We start from the raw sequence: 21,302 nt of genomic DNA on the forward strand, positions 1-21,302 counted from the left end.
TTTAAGCTTTGTAATATTCAAAAGCTTTCATAATGATTTCGTTGCTTACTAAACATTTGATACGTGGTTTCCCCATTTCTTCTAATAGTACAAAGTTAATGTTTCCGTGTTCGTTTTTCTTATCATATTTAAGAAGTTCAATTATAGCGTCATAATCGGAGGGAAGGATTATAACATCTCCAAAAATACGTTTTATGAAACTTTTAATAGTGTCGTTTTCTTCTTTAGGGAAACCGGCCAATTCTGTTGAAATATAATTGGCTAAAATCATTCCAATGGCAATAGCTTCGCCGTGTAACAAGGCTTCTTTTTCAGGGTTACTCAAAAAATACGATTCGATAGCATGGCCTAAAGTATGTCCATAATTTAAAGTTTTTCGCAGATTTTGCTCTAATGGATCTTGACTAACAATGTTATTTTTGATAACAACAGATTCGTAAATAAGGCTGTCATAATCACTAATGGCATCTGTAGAAAATTTATTCCAATACGTTCTGCTGTAAATTAAGCCATGCTTTAGCATTTCCGCTAATCCGGAGCGCATTTGGTTTTCGGGTAACGTTTCTAAAAAACTGGTGTCAATTAAAACCATTTCTCCAGAATTTATTACGCCAATCTGATTTTTTAAATGGCCTAAATCCACGCCAGTTTTTCCACCTACTGAAGCGTCAACCATTGCTAATAGTGATGTTGGTACATTTATATAGTTAATTCCACGTTTAAATGTAGAAGCTACAAAACCTCCAAGATCCGTAACAACGCCACCTCCTAAATTTATAATGAGGCTTTTTCGGTCTGCGCCAAGTTCTGATAATGCGTTCCAAACGCCCACACAAGTATCTATAGTTTTGTGCTCTTCACCTGATTCAATTTCTATAATTTCAATGGTACAAGACGTTTCTAATTGTTCCAAAAACGGCGTTAAACATACATTGTGCGTATTTTCATCAACTAAAATAAAAATAATAGAATAATTTTGCGCCTCTAAATGACTGTTTAAAGCTGTGTAACAATTTGAATTAAAGTATATTGGGTAATTTTCGGATTGTATAAATTTCATGAGATAAATGGAAAAAAATAAAAGGTAAAATAAGGTGTTTTTTTTATAAATAAGTAGTTGAATGATAATTATCTTTGCATAATTTTCAATTGTTATGGAGGACTTAAAATTATTTGACAATACCGAAATTGCTTTTCAATTAAAAAGTAATAAGGAGTTAGACCGCGCACATTTTCTTTTCAAAATGATATCTAACGAACCCTTGGTACAAATAGGAACAGCGCTTACAAACTTCGCTATCAAGTTGCATTTGCCAGTAGAAGGCATTATTCGTGCTACGGTTTTTGATCATTTTTGTGGTGGCGTCAATGAAGAAGATTGCCTAGATGTAATTGATGATATGCATACCAAAGGTGTGAGTTCGGTTCTAGATTATTCAGTAGAAGGGAAGGAAACCGAAGCACATTTTGATGGTGCTATGGAAAAAACCTTAAAAATAATTCGTTTTTCAGATGATAGAACAGCCATGCCAATTGCTGTTTTTAAGCCTACAGGCTTTGGTCGACTCGCTTTATATCAGAAAATTGGTGAAGGGAAAACGCTTACCGAATCCGAGCAAGAAGAATGGAATCGCGTGGTTGCACGATATGATGCAGTTTGTAAATTAGGATTAGAGAAAGATGTCGAAATTTTAATTGATGCTGAACATAGCTGGACTCAAGATGCCGTAGATCATTTGGTTACAGATATGATGCGCAAGTACAACAAAGATAAAACTATTGTATATAACACCTTGCAGATGTATCGCCATGATAGAATGGCTTTTCTAAAGGAGCAACATGAGTTAGGTAGAAAAGAAGGCTTTTATTTAGGCTACAAAATTGTTCGTGGCGCTTATATGGAAATAGAGCATGAACGCGCTTTAGAATTGGGGTACCCAACACCAATTTGCGAAAGTAAATTAGATACAGATGAAAATTTCAATGCAGCTGCTCAATATATTTTAGATAATATTTCTGAAATCTCCGTATTTGTTGGGACACATAATGAATTGAGTAGTTATATGGTCATGGATCTTATGAAAGAGAAAGGTCTTAATATTACTGATAATCGTGTTTGGTTTGGACAACTGTTTGGTATGAGTGATAATATAAGTTTCAATTTAGCCAACATAGGTTATAATGTTGCTAAATATGTTCCTTTTGGACCCGTTAGAGATGTTATGCCGTACTTAATTAGACGTGCCGAAGAGAACACGTCTGTTGCTGGGCAAACAGGACGTGAACTCATGTTAATTAAGAAAGAAAAAGCAAGACGTAAAGCCGCTAAATAGATTTTCCTATTTACGCTGCCACCACTTTTTAGAGTTCGGATTTTTGCCGTAACCATAGCCGTAACTGTTGGCTTTTTTCTGGTTCACACTGTTTAAAAGTATCGCCATATTTGGTAAGCGCTTTTCTTGATACATAGTTTCTGCAATTTGCAAACGTCTCTTATCAAGATAATTGGCGCGAACAACGTAAATGAATAGATCAGCATGTTTACTTATTAAAAGTGTATCTGTAACCAAACCTACTGCAGCAGTATCTACCACTATATAATCATATTTGTTGTCTACAGCGTCAAACAATTCTTGCATGCGGCTACTCATTAATAACTCTGCTGGATTCGGTGGTATAACGCCACATGGAATAACATCCAAATAGTCATTTCCTTCTAATTTCACAATTACATCTGAAAGTTGCAAACTCGGATCACTTATATAATTCGTTAATCCCATGTCATTTTTAACATTCAAATAATTGGTTGCTTTGGGTACCCGAATGTCCGTTTCCATTAAGAGTACTTTTTTGTTAGTGTAAGAAATGGAAAGTGCTAAATTGATGGAGGTATGCGACTTTCCTTCTTTGCTAGTAGTGGATGTAATAAAAATAACTTTAGAGTGTTTGGATACGCTTTTAAGCATAAATTCAATATTGGTACGCACCATTCTGAAAGCTTCTGCTTTCGGTGAATAATCAATTTGTTTAATAAGTTGTGTGCGTTTGCTAGATTGCGGAATATCACCAATAAACGGCACATCAATTAATTTCTTAACATCTTGCGCTGTATGAACTTTGGTATCCAATAAGGTTAAAAGATAAATAATACCAATTGGTAAACTAAACCCTAAAATTAAGGCTGCTAAAATAATAATAACGGATTTCGGTGCTACTGGCGTTCCTGAAGCATAGGCTTTATCCACAATTTTAGCATTTGGAGAGGAAACACCATGTGTTATAGCAGATTCCTCGCGCTTTTGCAATAAATACAAGTATAAGGATTCCTTGATGTCTTGCTGGCGCTTAATATCTTTAAACTGACGTTCTTTTTGTGGAGCAGAATAGATTTGGGAGTTAATACGCGAATTTTCAGCAACCAAACTATTATAAGCAATCTGACTTGTGGATTTTTTACTACTTAAACTTTGAGCTAAATCTGCTTTTAATTGGCTAATCTGATTGGTTAAGTTAACAACCGTAGGATTTATTTCACTGGAATTCTTTAAAATCCGATCACGTTCTTGCACCAAACTATTGTGGCGCTTGGCTACTTGTCCAATGTTTCCATCTTCAATACCCATGTTTAAGGGTAATAAATCCGAAGGATTCTGATTACTTGCTAAATGATCACGCATATAATCTATTAATTGCAACTGCATACCAGTTTCGGTAATCTTCGATTCGTTTTCTTTTTCCGTTTGAAGGAAAATGGTGGATTGGGTAGAAAGGTTGGTCAGTTTGTTTTCCTGCTGAATATCTTCGGCCGTTAAATCTACTATGCCTAGTTCACGTGAAACACCTTCTAATCGATCATTAATGAAATTGGAAGTGGCTTCAACCACCATATTCTTGTCATTAATAACATCCTCGTTATATTTTATAATTAATTTATCTAAAAAGAGCTGGGCTTTTTCGCGAACGTTATCATTAATGGTCAGTTTTATTATACTGGATAATTCTGTGGTTTGAATTTGAAGCTTGGTTTTATAATCGCTGGTAACTTTGGCTAAAGGTTTAATGCGGATGGTGATATCTGAACCAATTTTTGTAGCATATTGACCAATATTAGGTGTTATAATAATATTGCCAAAGCCAGTTTCTACGTTCTTTCCAAAATCGTATAATACACCTTCTATATCGTCATGCTTTTGCGTATTTCCTTTTAAAATTTTGCTATCTTGAGGAATTCCTTTAAAAATGAAGTCTTTGGAAGAATTAATTCGAATATTAAATGTCGTATCAATAGTATGCAAGATGGAATCTGTTGCACTAAAATTGATGTATAATGGCGGATTTGTATAAACTTCATGAGCTTGAATGCGTCCTTCAACGAAAAACTGAATATTAAATTTTAAGTCTTTAACAACACTAGCAATAAGATTTCGGGATTTGATGATTTCAATTTCATCTAAAACATTATTCTGATCGTTACTAAACAAGCCATAATTTTGAAGACTAGAAATTTCGGGTAATTTCCCTTGAGATTTGTCGTCTCTAATTTTTATAGTAGCCTTGGCTTGATATTCGTAGCTAGCGTATCTTAAATATACAATAGCCAGAACCAATGCTGAAAGAACACATAAAAGTATAAACTTCCATCTGTTTAAATAAGGCTCGATTAAATCTCTAAAATGCGCAGTTTGTTTCATGAAGTATAACGTGTAAAAGCTTTATTTAACTAAAAATATGGCAATAATGGTTGCTAATGTGCCAATAGCTGAAATGATTACACCATTGTTCTGGTTGTAAGATGCTGAACGTACTTTGGCAGAATTTGGTTCAATTACTAACACATCATTTTGCTCTAAATAGTAGTTAGGCGATGTTACGGTGCTAATTTTTGTTAAATCGAATTTGGTGAACACTTTTTTACCATCGCGTTCGCGAATTAAAAATACATTTTCACGTTTTCCATAAATGGTTAAATCGCCTGCCAAACCTAAAGCTTCCGTCAGTGAAATACGTTCATCTTCAACCGTGAATGTTCCAGGATTTCTAACTTCACCCAAAACCGTTACCGTAAAATTTATTAAGCGAATATTGATAACCGGATCCTTAACATATGCACTAATTTTATTTTTCAAAAAAGATGTGGCGTCTTCACGAGATAAGCCACCTAGCTTAATACTTCCTAATACTGGATATTCTATAAGGCCATTTTTATCTATAATATAAGTAGGCATTTTTAAATCGGCATTTGCAGAAACGGATGACACACTATAAGAAACTGCTGGCAAATTAAAAGGCGCTACAGCTTCGGCATCACCGCCAATACTAATAAAAATTAAATCGTTTGGTTTATAAACAAGATCGGCATGCATTACCAAATCGTTATTTTTATTCACGGCTTCATCTTGAAAATAGATAATTTCTTTACTTGTTACGCAAGAAGATGCTACAACTGCGAGTAGGAGTAGACTGAAATTTTTAAGGATTTGTTTTGTAATGTTCATGGTTGGTTTGGTTTAGTTTAAAACATCATATGTTGAATTATTCGGGTGATATTCCGATACAATATCTTTAATTTTTGATACAATTTCAATGTTTTGCGAAGTAGAACTCAATAAACATAATTCTTTTATCAGATGTTCAGTTCTATTAATATTCACGGGTTTGCATTTAGCAATCATGATTTTTTCGTTATAGGTAGGCTTAATATTTTCACCTTCTATCAGTAATTCTTCAAATATTTTTTCTCCAGGTCTTAATCCGGTAATTTTTATATCAATATCTGATGGGTATTTTAATCCAGATAAAGCAATCATGTTTTTAGCTAAATCAAATATCTTAACGGGTTTTCCCATATCAAAAACAAATATTTCATGACCCAATCCCATGGCGGCAGCTTCTAAAACAAGCAAACTTGCTTCGGGAATTGTCATAAAATAACGAATAATATCTATATGGGTAACGGTTAAAGGTCCACCGGCTTCGATTTGTTTTTTGAATAGCGGAATTACCGAACCATTGGAGCCTAAAACATTACCAAAACGGGTAATTATGAATTTGGTTTTGCTTTGCGAATTTTGCTGACAACAAATTAGCATTTCGGCAATACGCTTTGTGGCACCCATTACATTTGTAGGGTTTACGGCTTTATCTGTTGAAATTAAAATGAATTTATCTGCGCCATACTTTTTAGACAAATACACCGCATTTCTAGTTCCCAAAACGTTGACACTAACAGCTTCATAAGGATTTTGTTCCATTAAAGGCACGTGTTTATAGGCGGCAGCGTGGAATACAATTTCTGGTTTGTATAAATTGAAAATAGCATCTAATCGCACTTTATTCCTAATGTCCGCTATTATAGGCGTAACATTTGGAATACCGTTTCTAGATAATTCTTGTTGCAAATCATATAAAGGCGATTCGGCATTATCAATCAGAATTAAATTTGAAAAATTAAAAATAGACAGTTTTCTAACCAATTCGCTTCCTATGGAACCAGCAGCACCTGTAATTAATATGGTGCGATTACTATATTCATCATGTAAAACGGGATTGTCAATATTAATAGGTTCACGTCCTAATAAATCTTCAATCTTAATATCTTTAATTTGTCCGATGCTTAAATCGCCATCAATCCAAGTTTGAACGGCGGGAACAATTTTCACATTTAAATTTAGTGCGAATAATTTACTCGTAATTTGAAGTAACCTCGTAGAATCAATATTCTGTATGGATATAATAACAGAATCTATTTGATGTTTTTCTATAAATTCTTTTGTCAGATTTTTAGAGCTGTAAACATATAAGAGGTTTATTTTTTTACCAACTTTACGCTCATTGTCATCAATAAAGCCAAAAACATCAATGTCGCTCTTCGCATCGCTAGTTATAGCGCTGTATGTAATAATACCTGAATCGCCCGCGCCATAAATTAGTACAATACTTTTTTTAGTATCCTCGCCATCCGTTATTAAAGATCTATAAATGGACTTAATGAAAAATTTAGCGCCGATAAGAAAAAACATATTCAACAATAAATGGATATAAATAATAGATCCGGCAATATCGAAAATGTTGTTATAGTTATATTTTCGACTTAAAAAAGTAGTAACAATTAATAGTGTTGCTAAAATATTAACTCCAATAACAATATTTACCACATCCTTAAAGCCTGTAAATCTAACCACGCCTTTATGAGAGCTGACCAGCAAAAAACTGATTATTCCAGCAAGCACTACAAATGGAATTTGCTTTAAAAACATGGAGAAATCAAAGTCGATAGCAAAATTATAGCGAATTAAATGGGCGATAAAAAAAGTAAATGCAATAATACATGAATCGAATAGGAGCACTAACCATTTAGATGCGTAGCGATTTGATAATTTCCGTAAAAGACTATATATTTTATCCAAAATAATTTTTTATAACCTGTATAACACGATCTAGTTCCATATTTGATAAATTAGAACCGCTCGGTAAACAGAGGCCGCGATCAAATAAATTATCGGCAATGCCATTTAAATAATTAGGGTAATTTTTATAAATAGGTTGTTGATGCATTGGTTTCCAAGACGGTCTTGCTTCAATGTTTTCAGATATTAGAGTATTTAAAATACCATCTCTTATTTCTTTATTAACAAATAAAATTGCTGTTAACCATCTATTTGAGTAATAATTGTCTGGTTCTGTTAAAAATTCTATTTCTGAAATATAGTGAAGTGCCTTCTTATAATAATCAAAATTTGCTCTTCTAGCGGAAATTCTATTGTCTAAAACCTGCATTTGTCCGCGACCAATGCCAGCTAGAATATTGGACATTCTATAATTATATCCAATTTCGGAATGGCTATATTCAATTCCTGGATCCTTTGCTTGAGTTGCTAAAAAAACGGTTCGTTTTTTATTCTTAATATTTCTAGAAACCAAAGCGCCACCGCCGGAGGTTGTTATTATTTTGTTTCCATTAAAAGACAAAATAGAAAAATCGCCAAATGTACCGCAGGGTTGACTGTGGTATTTGCTTCCTAATGCTTCAGCGCTGTCTTCAATAACGGCAATCTGGTGCTTTTTAGCAATGGCGTGTATTTCGGTTACCTTGTATGGCATTCCATATAAATTAATAGCAATAATTGCTTTTGGTTTTTTACCTTTTTCTATTCGGTCTAAAATTGCTTTTTCAAGCATTACAGGACACATGTTCCAAGTTTCACTTTCGCTATCAACAAAAATTGGTGTGGCACCAGCATATATTACTGGATTCACAGAAGCAACAAATGTCTTTGTTTGACATAGCACTTCATCACCTTGCGTAATATTCAAAAGCTTCAGCGCTACATGTATGGCTGCCGTTCCTGAACTTAATACTGCAACATGCGATTCGTTTCCGAGATATAGTTCCAAATCACTTTCAAAACCATCTACATTAGGACCTAAAGGCGCAATCCAATTAGTTGAAAAAGCTAGGTTTATAAAATCTTGTTCATGACCACTCATATGTGGCGCTGATAACCATATTTTAGATTTCAATCCCGAATCATTTTTTGTCATGGTAAATATCTATGTTTAAATAGTTTCCGTCAAATAAATACGACAAATAACTAATTTCTACGTTTTTTGATTTTTTGAAAATTACAAGCGTCCTTTTCATCGCGAGTATTGTCCGTTTATCGTAAAAGGACGAACTGCACATTTTTAAATTCTAAAAATATACGCATTGAACCCTATAAAAAGTGCTTTAATTTCTTAAAACCGTTTAAGTTTTTTGAATGATAAATATGATACTAATTACCGGAATCAACTTGTAAAAGTTACCGTTTATATAGTTTTTTTTCAAATACATCTAATAATTGCCTTTGGACTGATGATTATTCATTTAAATATCTAATTTTAAACTTGAGAACCAAACATTCATCATGATTAAAAATCCTTTTTCTTCAGATACTTTTGAAACTATCTGGTTAAAACATTTCAATAAAAATAATCCCAAAATCAAGCCCAACTTTATTTCGCCTGTATCTTTTTACAAGCATAATTTGCCGTCTTGTTATATAAATACGGGGAATAAATTAACCAATGGTTTAACGTACCAATTGAATAGCGATGCTGAAGATTTCAAAGGAAATGTATATTTAGTTCGTGATATTCCTTCTTATCAAGATGTGGCAGGCCCAGAACCTACAAGCGATTTAAAACGGAAAAAAATCTTTCAATATGAAGGTTATATTACACGAGTAGGCAACTACGAATCATTAGATTCCTATTTAAACACGATATATAAATCCAACACCCGCTCTAAACTTCGGAGAAACATGAGTAGGTTAGAGGCTAGTTTTGATGTGGATTATACTATGTATCATGGTTCTATTTCTAAAGAGAAATTTGATATTGTATTTTATAATTTCTATAAGCTTTTTGAAAAACGTTACACAAATAAAGGCGAGCCTTGCGGTGAATTAGAACCGTCATTATGGACTTTTTATACCGAATTAGCTTATAACATGATAAATGAAGGAACCGCCTCTTTATTTGTTATTTACTGTGATAAAAAGCCTATTGGCATTACATTTAGTTATCATTTTGATACGATTTTGGTAGAAGCATTAACTGTTTTTGATATTGATTTTTATCGCTATAACATTGGACATACCACGATTTTAAAAATGTTGGAATGGAGTTTTAATAATGGTATTAAAATTTTTGATTATACCCAAGGTGATTTTGAATACAAAAAGCGCTGGAGTGACGATTCGTATCAAACGCATTACCATATTTTATATGATTCAAAATCTTTAAAAAGTAGACTAGTAGCTAATTTTTTAGAAAAATATTTCAATTTTAAACGTGAATTTCGAGATCGGAATTACAGCACGAAAGTTCATAATTTAAAATATAAATTAGTAGGTGGTGCCAGAAGTAAAGCGGTGTTACTTGATGCTTATAAAGTTGAAGTTATAACAGATGAAAATTATTTAAATAACATTTCAGAACCGATTGATTTAGAGCTAGATATGTATTTTTCGCAACGTAAAGCTTTATATGATTATTTGTATATGAATCCAGAACCTGCCAAGAATATCAAAGCTTATTTATACCATAATAATACAGTTTTAGTGAAAGGAAAAACCAATCTTTTTAACGTGATTAAAGATGAAGCTTAATCCTTTTACATCTAAAACATATCAAGAAATATGGTTGAAACATTTTTCTGATAATCCAAATCCCAAACAGTTTCCATTTATAAAAGACTTGTTGTTTTTTAAACATCGTTTTTTGCCTTATTATATCAATTCTGGTCGAAATATGACTAATGGCGTAACGTATGAAATTGATTCTAATGTTGATAATTTGGAAGGCAAAACTCAAGTAATTTATGATGTGCCCGATTATTGTGAAACAAACGAAAAATTAGAAAAGAAAAATTTGAAAATTTGGAAAGTTCGCCAGTATAAAGGATTTTTAGCAGATTTAAGTGGATTTTCATCCTTTGAAGATTATTTTCAAAATACATTACATTCGAAATCTAGAAATAAATTCAGAAGTACCTTAAAGAAATTTGAAAGCTGTTTTGATGTGAAGTATGTCTATTACTACGGCCCCATTTCTATGGAGGTTTATGAATCCATGATGGCGAATTTCAAAGATTTGGTAGAAAGTAGGTATAGTAATTTGAAAATTGACACAACCTTAATAAATGAATGGCCGTTTTACCATGAATTGGTATTTCAAATGCTGCAAGAAAAAAAAGCATTAATTGTTAGTATTGAAGTTTCGGGAAAACCCATTTCAATGTCTTTAGCTTTTTTAGGTGAAAACACTCTAGTTGGAGCGGTTAAAGCTTTTAACACGGACTATTATAAGTTTAATGTGGGGCATATTGAGATAAGTAAGTTTATAGAATGGTGTTTTGATTATGATATGGACGTTCTAGACTTTTCAAAAGGGGAATATGAGTATAAAACGAAATGGACCAACACTGAATATGTTTATAATTGCCATGTTTTATGTGATTCATCCAGTATGACTTCAAGAACTACTGGAAACTTATTGGTGAAATATTTTGAATTAAAACAGTATTTGAGAGATAAGAATTTTAATCTATTTGTTGCCAAAACACGCTTTAAAATTAAAAATTTAGGTTCTAAAAAGGAAAATGTACTTCCATTTAAAATTCTAAAGGTAGATACAGATTTTGATGTTAATCAATTCGAATTGGTGTCATTAAACGCCGAAATAAAAAACTATCCCTTTTTGAAACGATTGGTTTTAGATGGGCTGTACCAAAAACCAGAAGCATTTTCTGGGTTAAAAGTTTATAAATCTGTTGAAAATCAATCAGAAAAACCGAAATACGCCATTACAGGAATTAAACAGAAATATCTTATTCAAATTCTTTAGCAAGGTAAAGTTCCGCCAATCCAGACATGGAGACACTTTTAAAATTATGACTTTTCTGCAAGGCGGCAAACTGTTTAAAAATATCTTCTAAATTCTTAAAGTTTTCGTCCATATTTTTTCCGAAATTATGAGGATGCCACCAAATATGGTAAATTTCATTCTTTTTGGCTGCTTGGGCTAGTCCTTTATTGATTCTGGAAATACGCAAGGGCTCTAATAAACTCAATGTTTTGCTATAAGGTCTAAAAAACTTGCTAGAAGGAATATTTACAATACCATGGCAATTTTTCAACGCAGTTATCGGATAGGTATTGTATCCAGACACGTTGCAATAGGCATCGAGCAATCTAAATGCTTTATGACTTGGCTTGTCTAATTTTTCAGTATCATGTGTGTCAAACATCCAATGTTTCTCTGTTCCGCGATAGCAAATAATCCCGTATTTGGCACAAAGCTTTAAATAGGTTTCATTTATTTGGTTTCGCGGGAACACAACGCTTTTAATGGTAATATTTTTCTGTTCGGCAATAGTTATGGCTGCTACAATGTCTGCTTCAAATTGATGCGGTGTTTGGCCTTCTTCATTAACGTAATAATGACTAAAAGTATGACTTGCTATTTCGTGATTGCCATTTTCTCGAATAAGTTCAATTAAAGAATGTGCATAATGAAATGGGTCAAGTGTTTCGCTTTCGCCTATCCCGTCAATTAAGCCGTAAGGACTAAAGCGCTCATCTAAATAAGTGGGTTTATCGTTTGGTAGCGCTGCTAATAATTCTTCCTTATTTTTCGCAAATAAGAAACCGACTGTTGCAAAACTTAAGGTTATATTATATTTATCTGCTAACGTTAAAAGCCTAGGAATGACTTGGCGCACATTGCACAAATTTATTTCATAGTCGGAAGTTGTTTTCACGTCAAATAAACCCCAGAAGAGTTCAAAATCCAATGAAATAACTAAAAAGCCGTTTTTTGTATGCATTAACCTAAAATAGTTAGAATGGTTTTAGTAATAATTTTTAAGTCTACTAGTAAGCTTGCGCTGTTGATATACTTTTTATTCAGTGCTATTTTTTGAGGTAAAATGGTATTGATATATAAATCTTCCGGGTTTTCGGCTTCCTTTAATAATTCAGCTTCATTTCGAAAAACAATTGAGGCATAGTCTGTTATGCCAGGCTTTACGGATAATATTTGCATATCATCCGCGGAGTAATAATTAACATAATGTCGAACTTCGGGTCGCGGTCCAACAATACTCATGTTTCCTATAAAAACATTGATTAATTGTGGTAGTTCATCTAATTTATACTTTCTTAAAAAAAAACCTGTTTTGGTAACTCTTGGATCGTGATCGCCAACGGTGAGTAAGCCTTTTTTATCCGAGCCAACAAACATGGTTCTAAATTTAAAAATTTTGAAATCTGAATTTCCTTTCCCAACACGAACCTGTTTGTAAAATACAGAACCCTTGGATTCTAGCTTTAAAATTACTGCTATTAGTAATAGTAAAGGTAGCAATAATATTATACCTATTAAAGAAAAAACGATATCAAAAAGACGTTTTAGCATAGGCAAGATTCCACAGCATTTTCTACTGTATTAACAATATATTCAAGCTCATGTTCTGTAAGTTGTGGGTAAATAGGTAATGATATTTCTGATTTAAAATTATCATAAGCCATTGGGTAATCCTCTATTTTATAACCCATATTTTTGAACAAAGTTAATAATGGTAAAGGCTGAAAGTGCACATTTACAGCAACGCCTTCACTAGAAATTTTGTCTATAATAGCATCGCGCTGTTCTTCAGTGATGTCTTTAATCCTTAAGGCATAAAGATGGCATGAAGACAATTTATTGGCATTTTTGCAAGGCGGAATTATAGCCCATGATTTCGTTTTAAAATAATCTTGATAGTAGTTATAAATAGTTTCACGTTTGGCTAAAATATGGGAAAAATACTCTGGCATCTGTGCAACTCCAATGGCAGCCAAAACATCTGGCATATTTATTTTCATGCCTGGATAAATAATATCGTATTTCCAACCGCCAGCTTTGGATTTGGTGAAAGCATCCTTCGTTTGACCGTTTAAAGCAAAACAGCGCATGTAATTATATTCTTCTTGATTGTTGAATGGCTCCGGAAGATTTAATGAAACTGCGCCGCCTTCAGCCGTTGTAATGTTTTTTACAGCATGAAATGAAAATACCGTAATGTCCGCAGTTAAACCAACATATCTATTTTTGTATTTGGCGCCAATAGCATGTGCGGCATCAGCAATGGTAATAATTCTATTTAAAACGGTCTGCTTTTCAGATTCCGCTTTAAAAAGTGATTTTTTATTTTCAACTAGTTCTTGAATCTCATCATAATCGCAAGGCCATCCGGCAATATCGACAGGCATAATAGCTTTAGTTTTATGGGTAATTGCTTTTTCAATGGCAGCGACGGAAATATTAAAATCTGAATTTACATCTACCATAACAGGCGTAGCGCCAACATGCATAACAGCTAAAGCCGTTGCGGAGTAAGTATATGCAGGAACAATAACCTCATCACCCGGGCCAATTCCATACCATTTTAAAGCGAGCATGAGTCCGGAAGTAGCAGAATTAACGCACAATGTATTTGGTACGCCAACATACTCACAAACTAAATCTTCCAGTTTTTTAACTTTAGGTCCCGTAGTGATCCAGCCCGATTTTAATGAATCGGTAACTTCGTCAATAACCGCTTGGTTTATATAGGGTGGTGAAAATGGAATTTTCATAATTTATGATTGTTTAATAGCTTCCTCAAATATACTTATATATTGTTTAGATACGTTTTCCAAGCTGAACGTTTCAACTCTTTTTAAGGCGTTTTCAACTAATTTATTAGCCAAATTCTTATTTGTTGCTAATTCAATAAGCGTACTTGCCAAAGCCTCAGCATTTTTTGAAGGAACTAGAAGTGCTTCTTTATTATGTTGTGCAAATTCCCGAACGCCTGTTACATTGGTTGAAACAATGGGCAAGCCAACAGCTGCCGCTTCCAATAATACGCGAGCAAAACCTTCACGAAAGGTTGGTAAAACAAAAGCATCAGCTTCTAATAGTAGACTTTTTACATCTTTTTGTTCACCTAAAAATTCAGCATGCGATTTATAGCTTTTTATAATTTTTTTATTCAGGCGTTTGGAGTTTTCTTCAATAGGACCAACAATTTGAAATTTAAAATCGTAGCCTTTTTCGTGACAAATTCTGGCAGCTTCTAATAAAAAAGTAATGCCTTTTTCATAAACAATCCGAGCTACACAGATAAATGTAAACTGTGAATTGGCTCTTTTTGCAAGACCATTATAGTTTTTTAATTCAATGCCGCTACTATAAATTAATTGGTAATTATTGTGATTTATTAAGTTGTGTTTAAGGAATAAATTCTTGTCGTCATCATTCTGAAATACGGTTTTAAAAACTCTGTTTTTTACTCTAGAATGCAAAGCTTTATACACGCTGCGTAAACTTCTATTTAGAATAGATTGAGATATAAAAACAGTGCCTAAACCTGTGATTGTTCGTGTTATAGGCGTGTTTGTTTTAAGTAGAGATAAAGGTAGTAAAAAAGCAGGCTTTGTATCAAAAGTATGAATAACATCAAATCTATTTTCAGTAAAAAAAGTACGAAACCAAGTCATGGTTTTATAATCTGAAACCAAGGATAAGCTTCTATTTAATGGGTAATTGTGATAGCTAATATTATCAGGAAAATCCATGCTGCTCGTTCCAATAATAGTCACCTCAAATCCTGCAGCAATTAAATACTGCGAGATACTGATGCGCTTGTGTACATCTTCACCACCAACTAAACATATTTTTTTCGACATGAAATTTATTTACAAATTGATTTCTCGTTTTGTTTGATAATTCTTTTAATAGGATTCTGGATTATAAAGTGAAAAATACCATTTCTGAAAACTATAAAACGTCCATACTTTGTAGCTGTTATCTTCTTTTCCTGATATATGATTCTGCACCAAAGGCCTGATATAATCACTATTAAATAAGCCCTGTTTGGTTAATAATTTAGAATTTATATAACCTTCCAATTCTGTTTTTAAGCCGGCTCGTAACCAATCACCAACAGGAACAACGAAGCCCTTTTTAGATTTCTCTAAAAAACCATCTGGAAACTCATGTTTAAAAGCTTCCTTTAAAATGTGTTTTTTACTCCAACCTTTCAATAAATAATTTTCAGGTAAACTGTTTGCGAAATCCCAGAGCGTTTTATTTAAAAAAGGCGCTCTACATTCCAAGGAATTCAACATACTCGTGCGATCTACTTTCACCAACATATCACCCTCAAGACTCATTAATTTATCAATTTCACGGTATTCATGCAAAGACTTTGGTTTATTAATATGCGCTTTGTAATGTGCAAACGGATTTGAAACCCGAAAATCTGGATTTAATAATTGCGCACTGTCATTTTCAAAACCTAACGAGATAATGTTCCAGTAATTTTCGCCTGAATAATCAATAGCTTGAATCAATTTTTTTAGTTTGAAACGCTTTCCACGATTATCATCTTTAGTAGATAATAAACTGGTGAACAAAGGTTTTGTGCTGTTGTGAATAAACTCGGGAATAAACTTGGTGTATCGCGTATTTAAACCGCCCATATAATACTTGTTGTATCCACCAAAAACCTCATCACCGCCATCGCCCGTTAGTGCGACTTTTACAAAATCACTCGTTTTTTTAGAGACTAAATAGGTTGGGAGCGCTGAAGAATCTGCAAAAGGTTCATCAAAATTCAATAAAATAGCATCAATATGTTCTTTGATATCATTTTCTGAAATTATGAATTCATGATGATTGCTATTAATTTGTTTGGCAACCAATTTAGATTTGTCGGTTTCATCAAAATCAGCTTTTTCGAATCCAATTGAAAATGTATCTATTTTGGTTGATGACAACTGCGATAATCCCAGACTTACAATAGAAGAATCTACACCGCCTGAAAGGAATGTGCCAATTGGAACATCACTAACTGTGCGGCTTTCAATACTCGTCATCATTAAATTATGCAATTTAACTTTGGCATCTTGAAATGAAATATCACTTTTATAATTTGAAATTTCATTTATTTCAGAAATTGATAAACTATGATCATCCAAGTCATAACTTATAAAATGATTGGCTTCTAATTTCTGAATTCCTTCATATATAGAAAAAGGAGCTGGAATATACGTAAGTTTAAAAAATAGATTTAAACCAATTTTTGAAATTGGAGGTTTATTTGGTAATACTTTAATAATGGATTTTAATTCCGAAGCATAATAAAAACCATTCGCTGTTTGGGTGTAATACAATGGTTTCTCCCCAAAGAAATCGCGCGCAATAATAAGTTTGTTCTTCTTCTTATCATGAATACTAAAAGCAAACATGCCATCAAGTCTTTTAAAGGAATCTGGACCTTCAGTTTCGTAAAGTTTTAAAATAACTTCGGTGTCAGTTTCTGTTTTAAAAGTGATTTTTTTTAACTCTAATTCGCTTCGTAATTTTCGGTAATTATATATTTCACCATTAAAAATAATGGTAATGCTATTGTACTCATTTGAAATAGGTTGCTTGCCTGTATGTAAGTCAATTATTGATAATCTTCTCATGGCCATTCCAACACAATGCGTTTCGGAATGATCTTGATAAAAACCAGAATCATCAGGTCCGCGATGAATGATTAATTGGTTCATTTTCTGAAGCGTATTTAAAGCATCTTCAGGAGTTGTAAAAGCTGTATTTATGAAACCGTTTATACCACACATAGACCTAAATACTATCGATTAATAGTTTCACTTGCGCACCAATATGAGAGATATCATAGGTTTTTGAACGCTCATAACTTAAGTCGCTATACTTTTCGCGGATAACCGGATTTTGCTGTAAAAACTCTATGGCTTTTGACAATCCTAAAGCGTCGTCCACATTTACTAATAGACCAAATTTTGCTTGAGCAAAGGATCCATTGGGTATACTGATTTGTTCATTATCATTTAATAACTCCAATGGACCAGACATGCAATTGGTACTAATAACTGGCAAACCAACACACATAGCCTCTAGAACTACATTAGGAAAGCCTTCTGTTAAAGAACTCAATACAAAACAATGTCCTTTTTTAATATAGGATTTTACATTGTTTACGTTCCCATTAAAATGTATACGATTGGTTACTTGACGTTCATTGGATAATTCTGTGAGTTTATCTTGTAGATGGCCGTCGCCATAAATTTCTAAATAGAATAAACTAGGAAGTTTGCTTATGGCTTCAATAATGCTTTTCTGATTTTTAACTGGAATTAACCTGCCAACTGTAACGACTTTGAAATCTTTACCTAAATCCTTGTAAGGCATTATTTCCGGCTTAATAGGTTTGGTTATAATAGGATTGTAAATAACGCTGGTATCAATTTTTAATTTGTAATTATCAATCAAATCTTTATTGATGTAGATGGAATTTGAAAATAATTTATCGTTTTTATTATAAAAGTAAGGGATTAACAATTTTGTAAAGAAATAGGTAGCTTTTCCGTCTTTGTACATAATAGAAGGGAAGCAACGCTCACTAATAATAGTTTTTAATTTGGAATTGAACATTTTTGCAATACCATTTAGAAAGTTCTGGCGTACTAAAAACGATATGGCCACATCAATTTTCTCTTCTTTTAAAACTTTTTGATATTTAAAAATGAATTTGAAATAATCTAAAGTGCGACCGAATACAGTGGTTTTAAAAGTTTCATTTTCTTTGGATAAAATAACAACTCTAGCGTCTTTGTGAATTGGTAGTTTAATTTCATTGTAGAGCAAAATTAAAGTCACATCATAATATTTAGTGAGTTCATGTAATAATAAACTGACTACTTTTTCCGCTCCACCATATCCGATAGCAGAAACAAAAAGCGAAATTTTTCGTTTTTCAGACATGCTGATTATTTTGTGATAAATTTAAAAACAGACTCGTATATTCATTTATAATATTAGTGCTATTAAATTTACGTTTCACTACCGCGCTAACGGTTTCAGGATTAAATGGAAATTCGTCATTTATTTGATTTAAATACGCTAAATAATCCTCTTTCGTATCGGCAACATAGCCATTTTTCCCATGTTCTATAATTTCGTCTAATCCACCAGGCGCATTAAACGCCAAGATGGGTGTTCCGGCTACGCAACTTTCAATAAGCACATTAGGAAAACCTTCTACGTAAGAACCTTGGAGAAACAAATCACTAGCCGCTAAATACTTTTCCACGTCATTGGTGTAATTAATATATTTGATGTTTTTTGTTAAGCCCTTGTTATCAAGCATTTCAAAAATACTATCTTTTTCCATACCAGAACCTATTATTGTGTATTCAAATGGAAATTTTAGTTCTGAAAGCACCTCAATAAGCCGTTCATGGCCTTTTTCTTTACTTAATCTACCAATAGTAATAAGCTGAAGTGGTTTTGACGAATCGCGCGCCATGCCTTTAAGCTTGAAATCTTTAGTAATCGGGTTATTGATTAAAACCGTTTTATCAATAGGAACTTTATAATTGGCCACCATATCCTTTTGCATGTCTTTGGATTGGCAAATAATACAATCCACTAATTTGTATGCCATAACAATCATAGCCTTTGGGAAGGCTGAATTGGTATATGGATTGTGCTCATTTAAAACTGTTAACACATTAGCTTCACGCGAAACAAATTTTGTTTTCCTAAAAAAGGGCGACATAAAAGCAATCATGGTATTAAGATGCACAATAGAGCTAACAACAATATCAGGTTTATGCTTTCTGAAATATTGATGTAAACGTCCAAAAGCCTTCAAAACTCGGGATTTATTTAAGTATTCTATATGTAAATTTTCTAATTGATAAACCGTATCCTTTTCATAACCTGTAATTAGCAGTGTTACTTTGAAAACTTCAGTATCTAAATTTTGAGCAACATAAGATAAAATACGCTCGGCCCCGCCTGCAGCTAATGATGGTAGAACAAATATAATATGGATTCTTCTTTTACTCATTATTTTATAGTGTAGCCTTTTCCATTGGTGTTTAACCATTGTTTTAGTACCAATAATTTCCAAATTAATGGATAACGATTCCAGCTTCCATCCATATGTTGCTGAATCATTTTATACACTTCATCAGCATCAATATTTGGAATTTGCTTTAAACTCACCATATCCAATTCTGAAAGCACATAATCTTTTAATTCGTTTTTAAACCATTCGGCAAAAGGCATGGTAAAACCTGCTTTTGGTCTATCAAATATATTTTCGGGTACATATTGATAGAGCACATCTTTTAAAATGCGTTTCTGAATTTTGCCATTATACTTAAAGTCTGTAGGTAAGGATTGCGCGAACTCTACAACACTATGATCCATAAGTGGTGCTCTTGCTTCTAGAGAATACGCCATCGTTGCCCGATCTACTTTAGTGTTGATATCCCAATTTAGATAGGTTTTTATATCAAAATCGGTTAAACGTTCATAAAGATTTTTGTTGGAGTGAAATAAATATTTCTTTTCGGGGACATCGGTATAATCGAAATCCGATTTTAACCAAGACATATTAACGCCCGTAACCGAAGCAATATAAAGTGAATTAATATCGTCATATTCCAAACCTTTGCCAATCATTTTAAGTTTATAGTAAGGTGCTAATCCAGCTGTTTTGGCTACAGTGTTTCTTATAAAATTCGGTAAATTATAGAGATGATTCACCTGTTTCATCCACTTATAACGCTCGTAGCCTATAAAACTTTCGTCGCCACCATCTCCAGACAAAGCCACTGTAACTTGTTTGCGGGTATGTTTGGCCAAAAGCATGGAAGGAATTGCGGAAGAGTCGGCAAAAGGCTCATCATAATAATGACTAAACGTGTCAATCAAATCCAATCCTTCATTATAATTACACTCTATAATATGATGATCTGTTTTTAAATGGTCGGCAACTTGTTGTGCATATAAGCTTTCATCAAAACCTTTCTCATTAAATTTCACTGAAAAGGTTTTTACTTTACTAGAAGTGGTTTGAGTTGCTAAAGCGGCAACTACTGAAGAATCCACACCGCCTGAAAGGAAAATGCCTACGGGAACATCTGCAAATAAGCGCGTAGAAACCGCATTTTTAACTAAATCATCTAATTCTGAAACAGCTTCTTTATAATCGCCTTGATAGGGTTTCTTGTTTTCTGTATCAATATCCCAATAAACTCGTTCTTTAAAATCGTAGTTGTTTAAATTCAGCGAAAAGCAATGGCCAGGCTGCAATTTTTTTATTTCATTGAAAATAGAATGTGGATCTGGAACGGCACCCCAAGCTAAATAGTAGCTTATAGCTTTATTGGAAATGGTTAAATGTTCATGATGCATTTGAATGGATGACAGTTGACTGGCAAATTCAAATTGTTTGTCTTTTAAGAAATAATAAAACGGTTTTTTACCCAAACGGTCACGCGCGCCAAAAAGCTTTTGCTTCGTTTCATCATAGATTACAAATGCAAACATCCCGTCAAAATGGTAAACGCAGTCTTCGCCATATGCCATGTAAGCCGCACACATAACTTCGGTATCACTGGTTGTATGGAATGAATATCCCTTTGTTTCTAATTGTTCTTTTAAAACTTTAAAGTTGTACACTTCACCATTAAAAACAATGTGGATGGTTTTGTTATAGGTAAAAGGTTGATTGGAGCGTTCGTCAATATCTACAATAGCTAAACGGTTATGACCAAAAATAACTGGATTAACTTCGTTTCCTAAAAATTTGAAGTCCAATTTGTCGGGACCTCTAAATTTGGTGCGTTCCAGTTTATCTTGAACTTGATGTTTAGTGTAAGCTATTGTTGATCCGTAAATTCCACACATAG

At 33.2% G+C, this 21,302-nt stretch carries 16 protein-coding genes; 3 read left to right on the top strand and 13 right to left on the bottom strand.

What is annotated here, in order from left to right:
- Position 1 precedes the first annotated feature (1 nt).
- Entirely contained in the window at positions 2-1,060 is a 1,059-nt protein-coding gene (gene aroB / locus ES674_RS11545) for a 3-dehydroquinate synthase (protein WP_148404199.1), read from the bottom strand.
- A 94-nt stretch (positions 1,061-1,154) separates the two neighbouring features.
- Here aroB and ES674_RS11550 point away from each other — a divergent pair, with 94 nt between their 5' ends.
- A complete protein-coding gene (locus tag ES674_RS11550; protein WP_148404200.1) occupies positions 1,155-2,333 on the top strand; it encodes a proline dehydrogenase family protein in 1,179 nt (392 codons plus the stop codon).
- A 6-nt stretch (positions 2,334-2,339) separates the two neighbouring features.
- Here ES674_RS11550 and ES674_RS11555 read toward each other — a convergent pair whose 3' ends face one another.
- The 4 genes from ES674_RS11555 to ES674_RS11570 are packed head-to-tail and all read right to left on the bottom strand — an operon-like array spanning position 2,340 to position 8,541.
- On the bottom strand, positions 2,340-4,691 hold the full coding sequence (locus tag ES674_RS11555; protein WP_148404201.1) for a GumC family protein: 2,352 nt from the start codon (positions 4,689-4,691) through the stop codon (positions 2,340-2,342).
- Between the two features lie 21 nt (positions 4,692-4,712).
- A complete protein-coding gene (locus ES674_RS11560; RefSeq protein WP_148404202.1) occupies positions 4,713-5,495 on the bottom strand; it encodes a polysaccharide biosynthesis/export family protein in 783 nt (260 codons plus the stop codon).
- Positions 5,496-5,507: 12 nt separating this feature from the next.
- Positions 5,508-7,406, bottom strand: a complete 1,899-nt coding sequence (locus tag ES674_RS11565; RefSeq protein WP_148404203.1) for a nucleoside-diphosphate sugar epimerase/dehydratase — start codon at positions 7,404-7,406, stop codon at positions 5,508-5,510.
- Complete coding sequence (locus ES674_RS11570) at positions 7,399-8,541, bottom strand: aminotransferase class I/II-fold pyridoxal phosphate-dependent enzyme (protein ID WP_148404204.1); 1,143 nt, start codon at positions 8,539-8,541, stop codon at positions 7,399-7,401. The genes ES674_RS11565 and ES674_RS11570 overlap by 8 nt, the downstream gene beginning before the upstream one ends.
- Before the next feature lie 365 nt (positions 8,542-8,906).
- On the opposite strand from ES674_RS11570, the gene ES674_RS11575 reads away from it, so the two are divergent.
- Together ES674_RS11575 and ES674_RS11580 are read left to right on the top strand one after the other, a co-directional pair.
- Positions 8,907-10,151 carry a GNAT family N-acetyltransferase gene (locus tag ES674_RS11575; protein ID WP_148404205.1) on the top strand — a complete coding sequence of 415 codons (1,245 nt, stop codon included), beginning with the start codon at positions 8,907-8,909 and terminating at the stop codon, positions 10,149-10,151.
- A complete protein-coding gene (locus tag ES674_RS11580; protein WP_148404206.1) occupies positions 10,141-11,388 on the top strand; it encodes a GNAT family N-acetyltransferase in 1,248 nt (415 codons plus the stop codon). Before ES674_RS11575 ends, ES674_RS11580 begins: the two co-directional genes overlap by 11 nt.
- Here the strand turns inward: ES674_RS11580 and ES674_RS11585 are convergent.
- The 8 genes from ES674_RS11585 to asnB (ES674_RS11620) are packed head-to-tail and all read right to left on the bottom strand — an operon-like array spanning position 11,372 to position 21,300.
- Positions 11,372-12,370, bottom strand: coding sequence for a polysaccharide deacetylase family protein (locus ES674_RS11585; protein ID WP_148404207.1), 999 nt, complete (start codon positions 12,368-12,370; stop codon positions 11,372-11,374). The two genes, ES674_RS11580 and ES674_RS11585, sit on opposite strands and share 17 nt — an antisense overlap.
- The gene (locus ES674_RS11590; protein WP_148404208.1) at positions 12,370-12,960 is read right to left on the bottom strand and encodes a sugar transferase; all 591 of its coding nucleotides are present in this window, start codon (positions 12,958-12,960) and stop codon (positions 12,370-12,372) included. The genes ES674_RS11585 and ES674_RS11590 overlap by 1 nt, the downstream gene beginning before the upstream one ends.
- A complete protein-coding gene (locus ES674_RS11595; protein WP_148404209.1) occupies positions 12,954-14,162 on the bottom strand; it encodes a DegT/DnrJ/EryC1/StrS family aminotransferase in 1,209 nt (402 codons plus the stop codon). Before ES674_RS11595 ends, ES674_RS11590 begins: the two co-directional genes overlap by 7 nt.
- Before the next feature lie 3 nt (positions 14,163-14,165).
- Complete coding sequence (locus ES674_RS11600; RefSeq protein ID WP_170234010.1) at positions 14,166-15,257, bottom strand: glycosyltransferase family 4 protein; 1,092 nt, start codon at positions 15,255-15,257, stop codon at positions 14,166-14,168.
- A gap of 45 nt (positions 15,258-15,302) precedes the next feature.
- The gene (gene asnB, locus ES674_RS11605; protein ID WP_148404211.1) at positions 15,303-17,198 is read right to left on the bottom strand and encodes an asparagine synthase (glutamine-hydrolyzing); all 1,896 of its coding nucleotides are present in this window, start codon (positions 17,196-17,198) and stop codon (positions 15,303-15,305) included.
- A gap of 4 nt (positions 17,199-17,202) precedes the next feature.
- Positions 17,203-18,360 carry a glycosyltransferase gene (locus ES674_RS11610; RefSeq protein WP_148404212.1) on the bottom strand — a complete coding sequence of 386 codons (1,158 nt, stop codon included), beginning with the start codon at positions 18,358-18,360 and terminating at the stop codon, positions 17,203-17,205.
- The gene (locus ES674_RS11615) at positions 18,353-19,450 is read right to left on the bottom strand and encodes a glycosyltransferase (RefSeq protein WP_148404213.1); all 1,098 of its coding nucleotides are present in this window, start codon (positions 19,448-19,450) and stop codon (positions 18,353-18,355) included. The genes ES674_RS11610 and ES674_RS11615 overlap by 8 nt, the downstream gene beginning before the upstream one ends.
- A complete protein-coding gene (asnB, locus tag ES674_RS11620; protein ID WP_148404214.1) occupies positions 19,450-21,300 on the bottom strand; it encodes an asparagine synthase (glutamine-hydrolyzing) in 1,851 nt (616 codons plus the stop codon). Before asnB (ES674_RS11620) ends, ES674_RS11615 begins: the two co-directional genes overlap by 1 nt.
- Between the last annotated feature and the right edge of the window lie 2 nt (positions 21,301-21,302).

The sequence above is a fragment of the Bizionia myxarmorum genome (assembly GCF_008086205.1).
Taxonomy (GTDB): Bacteria; Bacteroidota; Bacteroidia; order Flavobacteriales; family Flavobacteriaceae; genus Algorimicrobium; species Algorimicrobium myxarmorum.

Excerpts from the sequence above, each read along its gene's own strand:
- ES674_RS11590 (WP_148404208.1), bottom strand. The coding sequence starts at position 12,960 with ATGCTAAAACGTCTTTTTGATATCGTTTTTTCTTTAATAGGTATAATA.
- ES674_RS11575 (WP_148404205.1), top strand. The coding sequence starts at position 8,907 with ATGATTAAAAATCCTTTTTCTTCAGATACTTTTGAAACTATCTGGTTA.
- ES674_RS11555 (WP_148404201.1), bottom strand. The coding sequence starts at position 4,691 with ATGAAACAAACTGCGCATTTTAGAGATTTAATCGAGCCTTATTTAAAC.
- ES674_RS11600 (WP_170234010.1), bottom strand. The coding sequence starts at position 15,257 with ATGTCGAAAAAAATATGTTTAGTTGGTGGTGAAGATGTACACAAGCGC.
- aroB (WP_148404199.1), bottom strand. The coding sequence starts at position 1,060 with ATGAAATTTATACAATCCGAAAATTACCCAATATACTTTAATTCAAAT.
- ES674_RS11560 (WP_148404202.1), bottom strand. The coding sequence starts at position 5,495 with ATGAACATTACAAAACAAATCCTTAAAAATTTCAGTCTACTCCTACTC.
- ES674_RS11595 (WP_148404209.1), bottom strand. The coding sequence starts at position 14,162 with ATGAAAATTCCATTTTCACCACCCTATATAAACCAAGCGGTTATTGAC.
- ES674_RS11550 (WP_148404200.1), top strand. The coding sequence starts at position 1,155 with ATGGAGGACTTAAAATTATTTGACAATACCGAAATTGCTTTTCAATTA.
- ES674_RS11585 (WP_148404207.1), bottom strand. The coding sequence starts at position 12,370 with ATGCATACAAAAAACGGCTTTTTAGTTATTTCATTGGATTTTGAACTC.
- asnB (WP_148404211.1), bottom strand. The coding sequence starts at position 17,198 with ATGTGTGGTATAAACGGTTTCATAAATACAGCTTTTACAACTCCTGAA.
- ES674_RS11580 (WP_148404206.1), top strand. The coding sequence starts at position 10,141 with ATGAAGCTTAATCCTTTTACATCTAAAACATATCAAGAAATATGGTTG.
- asnB (WP_148404214.1), bottom strand. The coding sequence starts at position 21,300 with ATGTGTGGAATTTACGGATCAACAATAGCTTACACTAAACATCAAGTT.
- ES674_RS11610 (WP_148404212.1), bottom strand. The coding sequence starts at position 18,360 with ATGTCTGAAAAACGAAAAATTTCGCTTTTTGTTTCTGCTATCGGATAT.
- ES674_RS11615 (WP_148404213.1), bottom strand. The coding sequence starts at position 19,450 with ATGAGTAAAAGAAGAATCCATATTATATTTGTTCTACCATCATTAGCT.
- ES674_RS11570 (WP_148404204.1), bottom strand. The coding sequence starts at position 8,541 with ATGACAAAAAATGATTCGGGATTGAAATCTAAAATATGGTTATCAGCG.